The sequence below is a fragment of the Nocardia sp. NPDC056611 genome (assembly GCF_042792755.1).
In the GTDB taxonomy this organism is placed as follows: domain Bacteria; phylum Actinomycetota; class Actinomycetes; order Mycobacteriales; family Mycobacteriaceae; genus Nocardia.
The window spans coordinates 1,030,924-1,044,975 of the sequence record NZ_JBHTVV010000003.1 but is presented as its reverse complement, the minus strand read 5'-3'; the positions used below and the strand labels follow the sequence as shown (position 1 = coordinate 1,044,975).

Genomic DNA, 14,052 nt, shown 5'->3' with positions numbered 1-14,052 from the left:
CTCCCTCCTAGCCTCATGTTAGCAATGTAAACATACCGCGTTCAGGAGAAAGCTGATGACACCGGTCTTCGAACCGTTCACGCTACCCAACGGCGTCACACTGCCGAACCGGCTGGTCAAGGCCGCGATGGAAGAGAACATGGCCGCCGCCGGCCAACTCCCCGACCACGCCCTGTTCGAGCTGTACCGGCGCTGGAGCGGCGGCGGCGTCGGGCTGATCATCACCGGCAACGTCATGGTGCACGCGGACGCCCTGACCGGGCCGGGCGGCGTCGTCCTCGACCAGGATTCGCCGCTGGAACCGTTCCGGCGGTGGGCCACCGCGGCCACGAGCGGCGGGGCGCGGGTGTGGATGCAGATCAATCACCCCGGGCGGCAGGTGCGGGCGGATATGCCCGGCGTCGCGTGGGCCCCCTCCGCCGTCCGGGTCGATATCGGCAAGACCAGCAAGATGTTCGCCGAGCCGGTCGCGATGAGCGCGGCACAGATCGCGGAAACGGTGCGGCGATTCGCCGAAACCGCCCGCCGCGCAGCCGAAGCCGGATTCGACGGCGTCGAAATCCATGCCGCGCACGGCTACCTGCTGTCGCAGTTCCTCTCGCCGCTGGCCAACCGGCGCACCGATGAGTGGGGCGGCAGTCTGGAGAACCGGGCCCGACTGCTCCTCGACATCGTGCGCGCGGTCCGGGCCACGGTCGCTCCCGAATTCGCGGTCGCCGTGAAACTCAACTCCGCCGACTTCCAGCGCGGCGGCTTCGACGCCGACGACGCGGCCGCCGTGATCGCCATGCTCGCTCCCCTCGGCGTCGACGTCGTCGAACTCTCCGGCGGCAGCTACGAGGCGCCCGCCATGACCGGCCAGGCCGGCGACGACCGCACCCGCGCCCGCGAGGCCTACTTCCTCACCCTCGCCGCCGAACTCGCCACCACCAGCCCACTCCCCCTCATGCTCACCGGCGGCATCGTCCGGCGACGTGTGGCCGAAGAAGTCCTGGCGGGCGGCGTCGACCTGGTCGGCATGGGCACCGCCCTCGCCGTCGACCCCGACCTCCCCACCACCTGGCGCCACGAGCCCGACGCCGCCGTCGAACTCGCCCCCGTCCGCATGAAGAACAAAGCCATGGCCTCCGCCGCCTCCATGGCCCGTGTCCGCCGGCAACTCCGCCGCCTCGGCGCAGGCCGCCCCACCCGCCCCACCCTCAACCCCACCCTCGCCCTCCTCCAGGAAACCGCCCTCCAACGCCGAGCCCTCCGCCGCTACCGCACCTGGCTCACCACCCGCGCCGCCTAGCCCTGGGGCTGCCACATCGCTTGGGACGATATCGAATTCTGATGCGGCGGGGCCATGCCGTTCATGTCGGCCGAGCCCTCGGCCATGACGTGTAGGACCAGGATGGCGGCGATCAGGGCGATGAGGAAGCCGAGGATCGCGCCCAGCAGGATCCAGGCCGCGTCTCCGAGTTTGCGCCGCATCGGGCCCCCTTCAGGGATTCGGGATCGAACCTGACGCTATCGGGAGTGCGTGGAGCGGGGCGGGCGTTCGTGGCGATCTTATTCCGTTGCCCGCCTTGGGGTTTGCGTTGACAATGAGGCCCACTGTCGACGGGGGAGGAAGCTCGTGAATCTGGATTTCGGTGTGCACCCGCTGTTTTCGTGGTACGTCGTACTACTACTGGTGAGCGGGACCGTCCTCTGGATCCTGGTGATCCCGCCGCGGCTGGACTGGTGGTGGCGGCTGGCCAACGCGGCCTGCGGCAGCCTGTGCGCCGGATATGGAGTTTATCTCGCATTCTTCTACCACTCCGGGACCTACCTGGTGATTCTCCAACTGTTCCTGCTCCCCGCCATGCTGGTGGTCATCTCGGTGTCGGCACTGCGCGGGGACACGACGCGCGGGCAGGGGTGACACAAAAGTGGCGCATCACCGGGAGGTGACGCGCCACTCGAGTGGGGTGGGTCAGCCGCGGATCTTGGCTGCGACGGTGGCCACGGCGGAGTCGGCGGGGAGTTCCTCCGCGGTGCCGGCGAAGCGGTCGCGGAGTTCGATCTTGCCTTCGGCCCAGCCTCGGCCGACCACCACGATGTAGGGCATGCCGAGGAGTTCGGCGTCCTTGAACTTCACGCCGGGCGACGCGGTGCGGTCGTCGAGGAGGACCTCGAAGCCGAGGGAATCCAGTTCGGCGGCAACCTGTTCGGCGCCCGCCCGGGCGGCGTCGTCCTTGTTGGCGATGACGACGTGGACGTCGAACGGGGCGACCTCGCGGGGCCAGCGCAGGCCCTTGTCGTCGTGCTTCTGCTCGGCGAGCACCGCGACCATGCGGGAGACGCCGACACCGTAGGAGCCCATGGTGAGGCGGACCGGCTTGCCGTTCTCGCCCAGGACATCCACCTGGAAGGCGTCGGTGTACTTCTGGCCCAGCTGGAAGATGTGGCCGATCTCGATGCCGCGGGCGGCCTCGAGCACGCCGCGGCCGTCGGGCGACGGGTCGCCGTCACGAACCTCGGCGGCCTCGATGGTGCCGTCAGCGGTGAAGTCACGACCGGCGACCAGGCCGACATAGTGCTTGCCGGGCTCGTCGGCGCCGGTGATCCAGCTGGTGCCGGACACCACACGGGGGTCGACCAGATAGCGGATGCCGTTGTCGAGCAGGGCCTTCGGGCCGATGTAGCCCTTCACCAGGAACGGGTTGGCCTTGAAGTCGGCCTCGTCGAGCAGTTCGACGGCGGCGGGCTCGACCGACGCCTCCAGGCGCTTCTCGTCGACCTCGCGGTCGCCGGGGACGCCGATGCCGAGCAGCTCGGTCTTGCCGTCGGGGTAGACCAGCTTGACCATGACGTTCTTGAGGGTGTCGGCGGCGGTGACCTCACGGCCCAGCACCTTGTCGATACCCGCGCCGTTCGCCCACTCCACCAGGGTGGCGATCGTCGGGGTGTCGGGCGTGTCGTGGACGGCGGCCTCGGCCTGGCCCTCGATGGCGATCGCGGGCGGCGCGGCGGTGACCACGGCCTCCACGTTCGCGGCGTACCCGGACTCGCGGCAGATGACGTAGGTGTCCTCACCGACCGGGCTGTCGGCCAGGAACTCTTCCGACGCCGAACCACCCATCGCGCCGGAGGTGGCGGCCACGATCACGTACTTCACGCCGAGGCGGTCGAAGATCTTCTGGTAGGCCTCGCGGTGAGCGTTGTAGCTGTTCTTCAGCCCGTCCTCGTCGAGGTCGAAGGAGTACGAGTCCTTCATGACGAACTCGCGGCCGCGCAGGATGCCCGCGCGCGGACGGCCTTCGTCCCGGTACTTGGTCTGGATCTGGTACAGCGTGACCGGCAGATCCTTGTACGAGTTGTACTCACCCTTCACGGTGAGCGCGAACAGCTCCTCGTGGGTGGGGCCGAGCAGGTAGTCCTGACCCTTGCGGTCCTTGAGCCGGAACAGGCCGTCGCCGTACTCGGTCCAGCGGTTGGTGGTCTCGTACGGCTCGCGCGGCAGCAGAGCCGGCAACGAGATCTCCTGCGCGCCGATGGCGTTCATCTCCGCCCGGACCACGTCCTCGACCTTGCGCAGCGTGCGCAGGCCGAGCGGCAGCCACGAATAGACGCCGGGCGCGATGCGACGCACGTATCCGGCACGCACCAGCAGCTTGTGGCTGGGCACCTCGGCGTCGGCGGGATCGTCGCGCAGGGTGCGCAGGAACAGGTGGGAGAGGCGGGTGATCACGGATGAACACAGTAGCCGCTGCTAGCGAACAGTTCCCAAGGCATTACCGTGTTGGCTCGTGCTGGTGCTGCTGCCTCCCTCAGAAACCAAGTCCGACGGTGGTTCGGGCGGTCCCCTGGACCTGGATTCCCTCGCGATGCCGCAGCTCACGGCGGTGCGCGACAAACTGGTCACCGAAGTCATCGGATTGGCCGCCGACGCCGACGCCTCCCGGGCCGCGCTCGGGCTGGGCAAGGGGGCTGACGCGGAGATCGCCCGCAATGCCGCCCTGCGCACCTCCGCCACCCGCCCCGCCCTGGACCGGTACACCGGCGTCCTCTACGACGCGCTGGACGCCGCGGGCTTCACGAAGGCGCAGCGCGCCAAGGCCGAAGCCCGGCTCGGCATCGGGTCGGCGCTGTTCGGCGTGGTGCGGGCCGGCGACCCGATCCCCGCCTACCGGCTCTCGGGGGGCTCCAAACTGCCGGGACTGCCGACGCTGCAGTCGCTGTGGAAGCCGGTGCTGCCGGAGGCGCTGCGCGCCGAGGCGGCCGGACAGCTGGTCGTGGACCTGCGTTCGGGCACCTACCAGAACCTGGGCCGCATCCCCGGCGCGGTCACCGCCACCGTCCTCACCGAACGCCCCGACGGCTCCCGAACCGTCGTGAGCCACTTCAACAAACACCACAAGGGCCTGCTGGCCCGCGCCCTGGTGCTGACCCGCACCGAACCGTCCACCATCGACGCCCTGGCCAAGGTCGCCGAGAAGGCCGGGCTGCGCACCGAGATCGCGTCCCCGACCGAGCTGCTCATCATCACCAACTGATCCGGGGCTCGATAGAGTGGCCGGGTGGAACCCAACGAGCTCTCCCCCGAGGTCCTCGAACTCGCGAGCAAGATCTTCGACCTCGCCCGCACCGGCGACGCCGCCACCCTGGCCGCCTACCTCGACGCCGGCGTCCCGGTGAACCTCACCAACGACAATGGCGACACGCTGCTCATGCTCGCCGCCTACTACTCCCACCCCGACGCGGTCACCGCCCTCCTCAACCGCAAGGCCGACCCCAACTTCGGCAACGACAAGGGCCAAACCCCGCTCTCCGGAGCCGTTTTCAAGGGCTCCGACGAGATCGTGAACGCCCTCCTCGCCGCCGGAGCCGACCCGGAAGCGGGCAGCCCGTCGGCCCGCGACGCCGCCGAAATGTTCGGCCAGACCAAGTACCTGAAGCTGTTCGGCCAGTAGTCACTTCCGCCAGAAGAAATGGTGGGTCACACCGCTCGGACTCGGGATGCGCTCCAGCTCGAAGCGGTCGGTGAGTTCGTCCGGTGTGATCCAGAGGCGTTCGCCGTGGCCGAATTCGACCGGGGCGACGGCCACGTGCAGCTGGTCGATGAGGTCGGCTTCGAGGAATTCCCGGACCGTGGCCACGCCGCCGCCGATGCGAACGTCCTTGCCGTCGGCGGCCTCGAGTGCCTGAGCCAGGGCCTCCTTCGGGGTGGCGTCCAGGAAATGGAAGGTGGTGGCGCCCCGGATGATCGACGGCCGCACGTGGTGGGTGAGGACGAACACCGGGGTGCCGAAGGGCGGTTCCGCACCCCACCAGCCCTCCCACTCGTAGTTCTCCCAGGGACCACGCTGGGGGCCGAACTTGTTGCGCCCCATGATCTCCGCGCCGATATTGCGGTGCCACTCGCGGGTGCAGTAGTCGTCGAGGCCGTAGGTGCCGCCCGGCTCGGTGCGGGTGGGGGCGTGGGCGGTGGCCCCCGACCAGGAGAACAACGCGGTCGCGTCGGCATCGCCGAAGGGACGCTCGAGGCTCTGGCCGTGACCGGCCCCATAGCCGTCGCTCGAGATGTTGAAGTTGTGTACCCGCACCATCTGAGTCATCCGATAGCCCTTTCTGGTTGCGATCTGCAATCAGTTTTCGACCGTATCTAGACTGATCTCGTGACGCAACCAGTTGCATCGGGCAAGTTGACGACCGCACCCGGCAAATCGGGCTGCCCGATCAATATGACGGTCGAGCTCCTCGGGGACCGGTGGAGCCTGATCGTGGTGCGCGACATCATGTTCAGCGGCGCGACCCACTTCCGCGAACTGCTCGCCGGATCGATGGAGGGCATCGCCTCCAATGTGCTCGCGTCCCGCCTCGCGAAACTGGTCGACGCCGGTCTGCTCACCCGCGACGACGATCCGAGCCATCGCCAGAAGGTCGAATACCACCTGACCGAGGCCGCGATCCAGCTCGTCCCGGTACTGGCCAACCTCGGCGCGTGGGGCGCCCGCTGGCTCGACACGACCCCCGAACTCACCATCCGAGCCGAGCTGCTGGCCGCGGGCGGCCCCAGCCTCTGGGATCGATTCATGGCCGAACTCCGCGACATCCATCTGCACGGCGCCCCGGCCCCGCCGGACGGCGTCCTGGCGGAATTGACCGCCGCCTACGAAGAAGTCGCCCGGCGCGAAGCAGCGGCCGGAGCCTGAGCCCGACGATCCGGCCCCGCCGGGTCGGCACTCCGCCCCCACGATTCCGACGGCATGATCCCGGCACCCACCGCCGATAATGTCGATCCGGTGATACGAAGCGGCAGCACTGACTTCGAACAATCCGCCGAACCGCCCGAGCACGACGACGAGGCCGATACACCCTCGAGGATCGGCGACGCCATGGCGATAGCACTCGGCATGCTGATCGGCCTGCTCGTCTTCCTGGCCCTGCTCATCGCGTGCTTCTACGAGGTGAGCAAGGCCTTCGGTGATCAGAACGCCGCCGGCATCACCGAAACCATCGTGGACCTACGAGGCCGGATCCGAATCGAGTCCAATGACGGTTCGGCGGTTATGCATTGGGGGTGGTCCGGGCGATTCATAATTCGTGATGGGAATCGTTCGGGGGACCGCCACGCGGCGGACCGTATTGGCGGGGGCCGGAGCCCTCGCGTTGGGGGCTGCGGTGGGGTCGACGGTGGCGTGTCTGCCGGAGACCGCGTCGATGCCCGCGCCCGCGGAGAGCGGGATCGACCACATCATCGTCGTGATGATGGAGAACCGGTCGTTCGATCACTACCTGGGGTGGCTGCCGGGGGCGAACGGGAAGCAGGATCTCACGTTCGCCGATCGGAACGGAGTGGCGCGCAAGACATTCCATCTCGCCACCACGCAGGGGTGTGAGTATCACGATCCGGATCACTCGTTCGAGGGCGGGCGGGTCGAGTTCAACGACGGGAAGTGCGACGGGTGGCTGCGGGCCGGGACCAATGACGAGTTCTCGATCGGGTACTACCGGAAGGAGGATCTCGGGTTCTACGGGAACGCGGCGCCGGCGTGGACGGTGTGCGACAACTACTTCGCGGCGATCATGGCCGAGACGCTGCCGAACCGGTTGTATCAGCATGCGGCACAGACCGATCGGATTCACAGTTCGACCGACGTCTCGAAGCTGCCGACCATCTGGGATCGGTTGAAGGACGCCGATGTTCAAGCCCGCTACTACTTCTACGACGCGCCGTTCCTGGCGCTGTGGGGCACCAAGTACCTCTCCATCGCGCGCCGGTTCCCGACCTTCCTGTCCGACTGCGCGGCCGGGACGCTGCCCGCGGTGTCCTTCGTGGACCCCAAATTCCTCGACGAAGCCACCGGAACCTCCGCCGACGACCACCCGCACGCCGATATCCGTGCCGGGCAGGCGTTTCTGAACCAGGTGTATCAGGCCGTCACCACGAGCCCGGTGTGGCCGCGAACGCTGCTGATCATCAACTACGACGAATGGGGCGGATTCTTCGACCACGTACCGCCGCAGGTCGCGCCGGACGCCAACCCGGACTGGGGATTACGCGGATTCCGGGTGCCGTGCCTGGTCATCTCGCCGCGAGCGCGGCGCGGGCACGTCGCGCACCAGGTGTACGACCACACCTCGGTCCTCAAGGCCATCGAATGGCGTTGGGGCCTCCAGCCGCTGACTCCCCGCGACGCCGCCGCCCGCAATATCGCCGAGGTGCTCGACTTCACCGGGGCACCGAATCCGGATGCCCCGCAATGGAATGTCCCGCCCGTGACGCCCGGCACCTGCGGCCCCGTCGCGGCCGACTTCGAGCAGTGGAACATCCTGCGCAAACTGGCCGCGACGGCGGGATGGAGCTTGTGACCTATTGCGCGGAATGACCGGGCAGCACGCAGACCGCGTCCAGGCCGAGCACGTGGTTGAGGCGGCCGAAGGCCAGCCAGGAGCCCAGGCACATGGACAGTTCCACGATCTCGGCGTCGGTGTAGTGCTTCTTCATGCGCTCGAAGAACTCGTCGTCGAGCGAGTGGTGGTCGAGGGTGTAGACCTCGGCGTATTCGGCGGCCATGCGGACGCGGTCGTCGAAGTTCTCGGTGGTGCGCCAGTTGGTGACGTCGTCGGCGAAGGACTCCTCGACCTTCTCGCCATTGCGGTCGGTGCGCCAGTCCAGGCAGAACAGGCAGCCGTTGATCTGCGCGATGCGCAGCCGCGCGGCCTCGAACTCGCGCAGGCCCAGGGTGCTGTGCGAGTACACGGCGAGGGAGAAGTTGGAGGCCGCCACACCGATACCGGGGACCATCTCGCCCCAGACGTAGCCGATGGGATCCTTGCCCTCGGGAATGTCGATGATCATGCGGGCTCCTTTGAAAGTTGCTGTCTTCCGAGAGTGCCGAACGGCAGGGGCACGTCGAGTGCGTCGTACAAACCGGGTTCCGCGGTGGCCAGCCACGGGAGCGCGTTCACCAATCTGCCCACCGCGGTGGCGTTTCCGCCCGCGGAGTGATTGCCGTCCTCATCGGTGGCCTGCACCGTGATCTCGATGCGGGGACGGCCCTCGACGATGACGCGGTGCGCGCCCGCGCCGCTCGGCGGCTGCGGCCAGTCGGGGGCGCAACTGGCGTGGATGCGGGTGACGTGTTCGATGACGATGCGCGGGCTGCCGTCGACGATGCCCTGCACCTCGAAGCGCACCGCGCCCTGGGTGCCGGCGTCGAACTTGCCCATCAACTCGGTCTCCACGGTCTCCTGGAGCGGACGACGCTCCACCACCTCGCGAATGTCGGTGAGCGCCACGCCGAGTCCGCGCGCGATGAGCCGAATCTGCCCGCCCCACACCATGGTCGGGATGGTCGGGGCCAGCATGGGCGGCTGATAGTCCATGGGCTGACCCATGCCGACCAGATAGCGCACCGAATCGGGCTGGTCGTAGGTGGTGTAGTCGAAGATCTCCTGGCAGCGCAGCACGTCCACGGTGCTGCCCAGGCCGCTCATCAGCAGCGGCAGGATGTCGTTGCCCCAGCCCGGGTCGATGCCCGAGACGAACAGCGTGCCACCGCCTTCCGCGGCGGCCGCGTCGACCCGGTCGCGCAGTTCGGCGGGGGCGCTGCGGTGGTCGTAGAGCGCGTACAGGGCGGGGGTGACCACGACGGCCCCGGCGCGCAGGGCCCGTTCGATATCGGCGACAGCGTCGTCGGGGCGGATGTCACCGGAGGCGGCGTACACCACGGCCCGCGGGCCCGCGGCCAGCGCGGCGTCGATGTCGTCGACGGCCGCGACCCCCAGTTCGACGTCCAGTCCGGCGAGCGCGCCGGCGTCCCGGCCGACCTTGTCCGGATTGTGGACCAGAACGCCGGTCAGCTCCAGTTCGGGATGCGCCGCGACGGCCCGGATGGCCGCACGGCCGACATTGCCCGTGCCCCAGACCAGGGTGGAAATCATGTCCGAAACGTAGCAAACGCTTGGTAGGTTGGTGTCCGATTCGGCTACATTGCGGTATGGATATCGCAGCACTCGAATCGATTCGCGCACTCAAGTACCGCTACCTCCGCACCCTCGACCTCAAGCAGTGGGACGAGTTCGCGGACACGCTGTGCGCCGACATCGTCGGCTCCTACGGTTCGCCCTCGGGCGGCCTGCCCGCGCAGTTCACCAGCCGCGACCAGATCGTCGACTACATGCGGGGCGCGCTGAGCGGCAACATCATCACCGTGCACGTCGCCAACCACCCGGAGATCACCGTGGACGGCGACACCGCCTCGGGCAGCTGGTGCCTGGAGGACACGGTCATCGCCGCCGACTACGGCCTGCTGATCCGCGGCGCGGCCTACTACCACGACACCTACCGCCGCGAGGACGGCGTGTGGCGCATCGCCACCACCGGCTACCAGCGCATCTACGAGTCCAAGATGTCGACCGCCGAGCTGCCGGGCTACGCGCTCACCGCCAACCGCTGGGCTCCGGCCGAAGAGTCGCGCTGACACCACCGGCCGACGCGGAGTTCCGCTGTCACACCGGCGGTTTCCGCCGACGGCGGCACGTATCAGCCCAGCGTGATCGCATCCAATCGGGTGCGCAGGAACTCGGCCGAGACCACCGGCGCCAGGCCCGCGACGCGGCCGATGGGCGGGTCCAAGGGCGTCACCCGGGCGTCGTGGTCGAGCTCGTAGAAGTAGATCAGTGAGACCAGGTCCTCCTCGGGAGCGGCGGCCTGGGGCGGCAGCACGCGGTGACGGCCGGCGGGCCAGCGGTGGCCGCTCCAATACGCCAGCAGGTCACCGATGTTCACGGTGAGGGCCTCGGGGTCGTAGGGCGCGTCGGCCCAGCCGCCGTCGTCGGTGTACACCTGCAGGCCGCCCGCGCCGGGTTCGCGGTCCAGGACGGTGACGGTGCCGAAGTCGGTGTGCGGCCCGATGCGGAACTGTCCGGGTTCGGGCGGGCCGATCTCGGTCAGCGGCGGGTAGTGATTGATGTTGCAGGTCCAGGTGGGCCGAGCGGCCAGGCTCTCGAAGGGGTTGTGCGACAGGCCGAGTGCCGCCGCGAACAGCGCCAGCAGCTCGTCGGAGAGCGCGCGCACGGCGGCGGTGTAGGCGAGCAGCAGCTCCCGAAGTTCACCCACTTCTCCGGGCCACACATTGTCGAGGAACCAGACCCGGTCCACGCGCGGGTCGCCGGTCGGGGTGTCCGCGCCGACAGCGAAGGTCTCCTTCAGATCCGGCGGTGTCGCGGTGCCCTCGGAGTACCCATTGGCCTCGAGGCCCGGACCAATCCACCCGCGGCCGCCGACCGACACCGCGTAACGCTGCTTCACCGCCGGCGGCAGTGCGAAGAAGCGGCGGGCGGCGGCACGCACATCGCCCGGAAGTCCGTGCGGCACACCGTGTCCGCGCACCAGCAGGAATCCGGCGCGGCGCAGGCCCGCGTCCACCTCGCGCAGCACCCGCGCCGCGGACTCGCCGCCCGCGCGCCAGCGGTCCAGATCGACGGTCGCGATGGGGGTCATCGCGGCACCCCGATGTCCTCGTACCAGAGTTCGGGGCGTTCGGCGATGAACCGGGTCATCATGTCGACGCAGGCCGGGTCGTCGAGCACGGTGACCTCCACCCCGTGCTCGGCGAGCCAGTCGTGGCCGCCGGTGAAGGTCCGCGATTCCCCCACGATGACCGCGCCGATGCCGAACTGGCGGACCAGGCCGCTGCAGTACCAGCACGGGGACAGCGTGGTGACCATGACGGTGTCGCGGTAGTCGCGGCGGCGACCGGCATGACGGAAGGCGTCGGTCTCGGCGTGCACGCTCGGATCATCGTGCTGGACGCGGCGGTTGCGGCCGCGGCCGAGCAGCGTGCCGCTGCTGTCGAAAAGGGCGGCCCCGATCGGGATTCCGCCCTCCCGCAGACCGAGTTGCGCCTCTTCGTAGGCGGTGGCCAGCAGATCCCGCGCAGTGATCATGCCGACCATGCTGCCACCGTCCACGCCTCGAAGCCGGGTATCCGCGCTCAGCGCTCGTGCGATTCCTCGAGCACCGTCCGGCCCAGCAGCGCGTACCGTGCCGGGTCGGTGCGGCGCAGATGGGCGGCGTAGCCGAGACCCGCGAGGGCGACGGCGGCGACCAGGTACGGCGTCGCCTTCAGAATCACCGACCCGGCCTCGGTTCCGGCGGCGGTGTCCATATTGAGGACCAGCAGCAGCACCACGCCGAGCATGGCCACGCCGCCGATCAGCGGGGCCACCAGCGTGCGGAACCAGTGGCGGCTCTCGGGATGGTTGGCGCGGAAGTAGGCGATCACCGCGAACGAGCAGGTGGCCTGGACGATCAGGATCGCCATGGTGCCCAGCACCGCGAGCAGGGTGTACAGGCCCGCGTACGGATCCTTGCCCGCGAGCCCGAACGCCAGCACCAGCAGCGCCGCCACGGCGGTCTGCGCCAGGCCCGCGATATGCGGCGAACCGTGTCCGGGATGGGCCGTGCCGATGGTGCGCTGGAGCACCGGCACCACGCCTTCGCGGCCGAGCGCGAACAGGTAGCGGGCGGCGCAGTTGTGGAAGGCCATGCCGCAGGCCAGCGAACCGGTGACCATCAGCCACTGCATGACCTCGACCGCCCAGTGCCCGACATAGCGTTCGGTGGGACCGAAGAACACATTCATCGGGTTGCCGGACGCGGCCAGTTCCATCGCCTTGTCACCGCCGCTGCCCGAGATGGCCATCCAGGACACGAACAGGTAGAAGACGCCGACGCCGAGCACCGCGATCATGGTGGCGCGCGGGATGATTCGCTTCGGATCCTTGGATTCCTCGCCGTACATGGCGGTCGACTCGAATCCGACCCACGACCAGAAAGCGAAGAACAGTCCCAGGCCCGCCGACGGCCCGTGGAACGCGTTGGCGGGGTTGATGGGCGCCAGTGACAGGCCGTCGGGGCCGCCGCCGTGCAGCAGCACCGACACGGCCATGATGAACAGCACCGTGACCTCGGTGGCCAGCAGGACCACCAGCAGGCGTTCGGCCAGCGCCACGCCGAACCAGGTGCCCACCGCGTTGATCGCCAGCATGAGGATCGCGAAAACCCACCAGGGCACGTCTTTTCCGAGCTGATCGAGCACCGTGTTGTGGGCGAAGCTGGAGAAGATACCGATCAGCGACGGCTCGAACACCATGTAGGCGAAGGCCGCCAGCAGTCCGGCCGCCAGCCCCGCGCCGCGGCCCAGCCCGAAGGAGATGAATCCGTAGAAGGCGCCGGTGGCGGTGATGTGCTTGGCCATGGTGGTGAATCCCACGGTGAACACCGCGAGCACCGCCATGGCGATCAGAAACGCCGCGGGCGTGCCGATTCCGCTGCCCGACGACATCATGAACGGCACGTTGCCGGTCATGGCGGTGATGGGCGCGGCGGTCGCGACGGCCATGAACACCACGCCGAGCAGACCCACCACATTGGGTTTGAGCCGCGACACTCCGGGTTCGGGTTCGCCGGATTCTCCCGAAATCGCTACGGGTGTACTCGGTTCCATGGTGCAACTCCTCTATCTCTGGTCGATGACCTGCGAGGAATTGTGCGGACGGGAATGTTGCACGGATATGAAACGGAGTTACCACAACCGACCAATGGTGTGACTCAGGTCACTACTCTTACAGTCGGATTGAAAGACCGTCCAGCCCTTTACAAATCGTCGGGCGGACGCCGCGGACCCACCTGACTTCAGTTAGCTGTATTCAGCCGATACAGTGGGCCCATGGACAACGCCTTCGCCCGCGATCTGTGGCGTGTGCTGGAACCTCTGCACGCCGTCACCTACTTCGCCACGGACTGCATCGCCGCCAACAAAGCCGTTGGCCTGCGCGGGTTCTGGATGGGCTACTTCGCCACCCGCTCGGCCCCGTTCGGCGCGGCCGGCCCCTCGGTCGTGGAGGCCACCTTCTACAACTTCCATCCCGCGATGGTCCGGCGGGCGCTGCCCGACGCCTGGGGGTTCGCCACCCCCGACGCGGTCATCGCCACCCGCACCATCGCCGCCGCCGCGGTGCTGCGCGCCGTCGTCCCCGACATCGCGGGCATCGCTGCCCGCGCCGTGCCCGACCTGCAGCGGGCCATCGCCGACGCCCCGGCCGGGGGCCGCGCGCTGTTCGCCGCCAACCGCGATCTGCCCACCCCCGGCGACGCCGTGCACGCGCTCTGGCAGGCCGCCACCACGCTGCGCGAACACCGCGGCGACGGACATGTGGCCTGTCTGCTCACCGAGGGCATCGACGGCTGCGAGGCGCATGTGCTGTTCTCCGCCTCCACCGGCGTCCCCGCCCAGATCTGGCGCGACAATCGCGGCTGGAGCGACACCGATTGGCAGGCGGCGCGCGAACGGCTCGCCGGCCGCGGCCTGCTCGACGCCGAGGGCGGCCTCACCGAGGCGGGGCGCGCGCTGCGCGCGCACCTCGAGGCCCGCACCGACGCCCTGGCGATGACCGCCTACCGCGAGGTCCCCGGCATCGTCGAGACCCTCGCGGTGCTGACGCCCGCCGCCCGCGCCGTGGCCCGCAGCGGCGAGATCCCCTACCCGAATCCGATGGGCGCCGACCCGGCCTGAG

General features: G+C 68.8%; 16 protein-coding genes. 8 read left to right on the top strand and 8 right to left on the bottom strand.

The genetic code is table 11. From position 1 onward, the window contains the following. Positions 1 to 55 precede the first annotated feature (55 nt). A complete protein-coding gene (locus ACFRAQ_RS21330; RefSeq protein ID WP_379102062.1) occupies positions 56 to 1,291 on the top strand; it encodes an NADH:flavin oxidoreductase/NADH oxidase family protein in 1,236 nt (411 codons plus the stop codon). On the opposite strand, the gene ACFRAQ_RS21325 is transcribed toward ACFRAQ_RS21330, so the two are convergent. Beyond that, positions 1,288 to 1,473: a hypothetical protein gene (locus tag ACFRAQ_RS21325; RefSeq protein WP_379102060.1), complete on the bottom strand. Its 186-nt coding sequence runs from the start codon at positions 1,471 to 1,473 to the stop codon at positions 1,288 to 1,290. The two genes, ACFRAQ_RS21330 and ACFRAQ_RS21325, sit on opposite strands and share 4 nt — an antisense overlap. 145 nt (positions 1,474 to 1,618) lie before the next feature. On the opposite strand from ACFRAQ_RS21325, the gene ACFRAQ_RS21320 reads away from it, so the two are divergent. Further along, positions 1,619 to 1,906, top strand: a complete 288-nt coding sequence (locus ACFRAQ_RS21320) for a hypothetical protein (protein ID WP_379102058.1) — start codon at positions 1,619 to 1,621, stop codon at positions 1,904 to 1,906. A gap of 51 nt (positions 1,907 to 1,957) precedes the next feature. Here ACFRAQ_RS21320 and ACFRAQ_RS21315 read toward each other — a convergent pair whose 3' ends face one another. Next, complete coding sequence (locus ACFRAQ_RS21315; protein WP_379102055.1) at positions 1,958 to 3,715, bottom strand: proline--tRNA ligase; 1,758 nt, start codon at positions 3,713 to 3,715, stop codon at positions 1,958 to 1,960. 58 nt (positions 3,716 to 3,773) lie between these two features. On the opposite strand from ACFRAQ_RS21315, the gene yaaA reads away from it, so the two are divergent. Beyond that, on the top strand, positions 3,774 to 4,520 hold the full coding sequence (gene yaaA / locus ACFRAQ_RS21310) for a peroxide stress protein YaaA (protein ID WP_379102053.1): 747 nt from the start codon (positions 3,774 to 3,776) through the stop codon (positions 4,518 to 4,520). A gap of 24 nt (positions 4,521 to 4,544) precedes the next feature. Beyond that, positions 4,545 to 4,937 carry an ankyrin repeat domain-containing protein gene (locus ACFRAQ_RS21305; RefSeq protein ID WP_379102050.1) on the top strand — a complete coding sequence of 131 codons (393 nt, stop codon included), beginning with the start codon at positions 4,545 to 4,547 and terminating at the stop codon, positions 4,935 to 4,937. On the opposite strand, the gene ACFRAQ_RS21300 is transcribed toward ACFRAQ_RS21305, so the two are convergent. Continuing rightward, positions 4,938 to 5,582 carry a dihydrofolate reductase family protein gene (locus ACFRAQ_RS21300; RefSeq protein WP_379102048.1) on the bottom strand — a complete coding sequence of 215 codons (645 nt, stop codon included), beginning with the start codon at positions 5,580 to 5,582 and terminating at the stop codon, positions 4,938 to 4,940. Between the two features lie 60 nt (positions 5,583 to 5,642). On the opposite strand from ACFRAQ_RS21300, the gene ACFRAQ_RS21295 reads away from it, so the two are divergent. Continuing rightward, positions 5,643 to 6,179 carry a winged helix-turn-helix transcriptional regulator gene (locus tag ACFRAQ_RS21295; protein WP_379102046.1) on the top strand — a complete coding sequence of 179 codons (537 nt, stop codon included), beginning with the start codon at positions 5,643 to 5,645 and terminating at the stop codon, positions 6,177 to 6,179. A gap of 394 nt (positions 6,180 to 6,573) precedes the next feature. Then, the gene (locus tag ACFRAQ_RS21290) at positions 6,574 to 7,839 is read left to right on the top strand and encodes an alkaline phosphatase family protein (RefSeq protein ID WP_379102044.1); all 1,266 of its coding nucleotides are present in this window, start codon (positions 6,574 to 6,576) and stop codon (positions 7,837 to 7,839) included. A 1-nt stretch (position 7,840) separates the two neighbouring features. Here the strand turns inward: ACFRAQ_RS21290 and ACFRAQ_RS21285 are convergent, their stop codons facing one another. Together ACFRAQ_RS21285 and ACFRAQ_RS21280 are read right to left on the bottom strand one after the other, a co-directional pair. Next, positions 7,841 to 8,329 carry a carboxymuconolactone decarboxylase family protein gene (locus ACFRAQ_RS21285; RefSeq protein WP_379102042.1) on the bottom strand — a complete coding sequence of 163 codons (489 nt, stop codon included), beginning with the start codon at positions 8,327 to 8,329 and terminating at the stop codon, positions 7,841 to 7,843. Then, positions 8,326 to 9,414 (bottom strand): dihydrodipicolinate reductase, encoded by a 1,089-nt coding sequence (locus ACFRAQ_RS21280; RefSeq protein WP_379102040.1) that lies wholly within the window; start codon positions 9,412 to 9,414, stop codon positions 8,326 to 8,328. The genes ACFRAQ_RS21285 and ACFRAQ_RS21280 overlap by 4 nt, the downstream gene beginning before the upstream one ends. 56 nt (positions 9,415 to 9,470) lie before the next feature. Between ACFRAQ_RS21280 and ACFRAQ_RS21275 the strand changes: the two genes are divergently transcribed. Then, on the top strand, positions 9,471 to 9,953 hold the full coding sequence (locus ACFRAQ_RS21275; RefSeq protein ID WP_379102038.1) for a nuclear transport factor 2 family protein: 483 nt from the start codon (positions 9,471 to 9,473) through the stop codon (positions 9,951 to 9,953). Between the two features lie 62 nt (positions 9,954 to 10,015). Here ACFRAQ_RS21275 and ACFRAQ_RS21270 read toward each other — a convergent pair whose 3' ends face one another. Genes ACFRAQ_RS21270 through ACFRAQ_RS21260 form a run of 3 tightly spaced genes read right to left on the bottom strand, consistent with a single transcriptional unit; the run spans position 10,016 to position 12,983 of the window. Next, on the bottom strand, positions 10,016 to 10,975 hold the full coding sequence (locus ACFRAQ_RS21270; RefSeq protein ID WP_379102036.1) for an isopenicillin N synthase family dioxygenase: 960 nt from the start codon (positions 10,973 to 10,975) through the stop codon (positions 10,016 to 10,018). Continuing rightward, the gene (locus ACFRAQ_RS21265; RefSeq protein ID WP_379102034.1) at positions 10,972 to 11,421 is read right to left on the bottom strand and encodes a nucleoside deaminase; all 450 of its coding nucleotides are present in this window, start codon (positions 11,419 to 11,421) and stop codon (positions 10,972 to 10,974) included. The genes ACFRAQ_RS21270 and ACFRAQ_RS21265 overlap by 4 nt, the downstream gene beginning before the upstream one ends. A 47-nt stretch (positions 11,422 to 11,468) precedes the next feature. Next, the gene (locus ACFRAQ_RS21260; RefSeq protein ID WP_379102032.1) at positions 11,469 to 12,983 is read right to left on the bottom strand and encodes an APC family permease; all 1,515 of its coding nucleotides are present in this window, start codon (positions 12,981 to 12,983) and stop codon (positions 11,469 to 11,471) included. A gap of 222 nt (positions 12,984 to 13,205) precedes the next feature. Between ACFRAQ_RS21260 and ACFRAQ_RS21255 the strand changes: the two genes are divergently transcribed. Then, complete coding sequence (locus tag ACFRAQ_RS21255; protein WP_379102030.1) at positions 13,206 to 14,051, top strand: hypothetical protein; 846 nt, start codon at positions 13,206 to 13,208, stop codon at positions 14,049 to 14,051. Position 14,052: the final 1 nt, after the last annotated feature.

What these genes read in the sequence shown, in the direction of transcription:
- ACFRAQ_RS21330 (WP_379102062.1), top strand. Translation starts at nt 56, where the DNA reads ATGACACCGGTCTTCGAACCGTTCACGCTACCCAACGGCGTCACACTG.
- ACFRAQ_RS21325 (WP_379102060.1), bottom strand. Translation starts at nt 1,473, where the DNA reads ATGCGGCGCAAACTCGGAGACGCGGCCTGGATCCTGCTGGGCGCGATC.
- ACFRAQ_RS21300 (WP_379102048.1), bottom strand. Translation starts at nt 5,582, where the DNA reads ATGACTCAGATGGTGCGGGTACACAACTTCAACATCTCGAGCGACGGC.
- ACFRAQ_RS21290 (WP_379102044.1), top strand. Translation starts at nt 6,574, where the DNA reads ATGGGAATCGTTCGGGGGACCGCCACGCGGCGGACCGTATTGGCGGGG.
- ACFRAQ_RS21285 (WP_379102042.1), bottom strand. Translation starts at nt 8,329, where the DNA reads ATGATCATCGACATTCCCGAGGGCAAGGATCCCATCGGCTACGTCTGG.
- ACFRAQ_RS21280 (WP_379102040.1), bottom strand. Translation starts at nt 9,414, where the DNA reads ATGATTTCCACCCTGGTCTGGGGCACGGGCAATGTCGGCCGTGCGGCC.
- ACFRAQ_RS21275 (WP_379102038.1), top strand. Translation starts at nt 9,471, where the DNA reads ATGGATATCGCAGCACTCGAATCGATTCGCGCACTCAAGTACCGCTAC.
- ACFRAQ_RS21270 (WP_379102036.1), bottom strand. Translation starts at nt 10,975, where the DNA reads ATGACCCCCATCGCGACCGTCGATCTGGACCGCTGGCGCGCGGGCGGC.
- ACFRAQ_RS21265 (WP_379102034.1), bottom strand. Translation starts at nt 11,421, where the DNA reads ATGATCACTGCGCGGGATCTGCTGGCCACCGCCTACGAAGAGGCGCAA.
- ACFRAQ_RS21260 (WP_379102032.1), bottom strand. Translation starts at nt 12,983, where the DNA reads ATGGAACCGAGTACACCCGTAGCGATTTCGGGAGAATCCGGCGAACCC.
- ACFRAQ_RS21255 (WP_379102030.1), top strand. Translation starts at nt 13,206, where the DNA reads ATGGACAACGCCTTCGCCCGCGATCTGTGGCGTGTGCTGGAACCTCTG.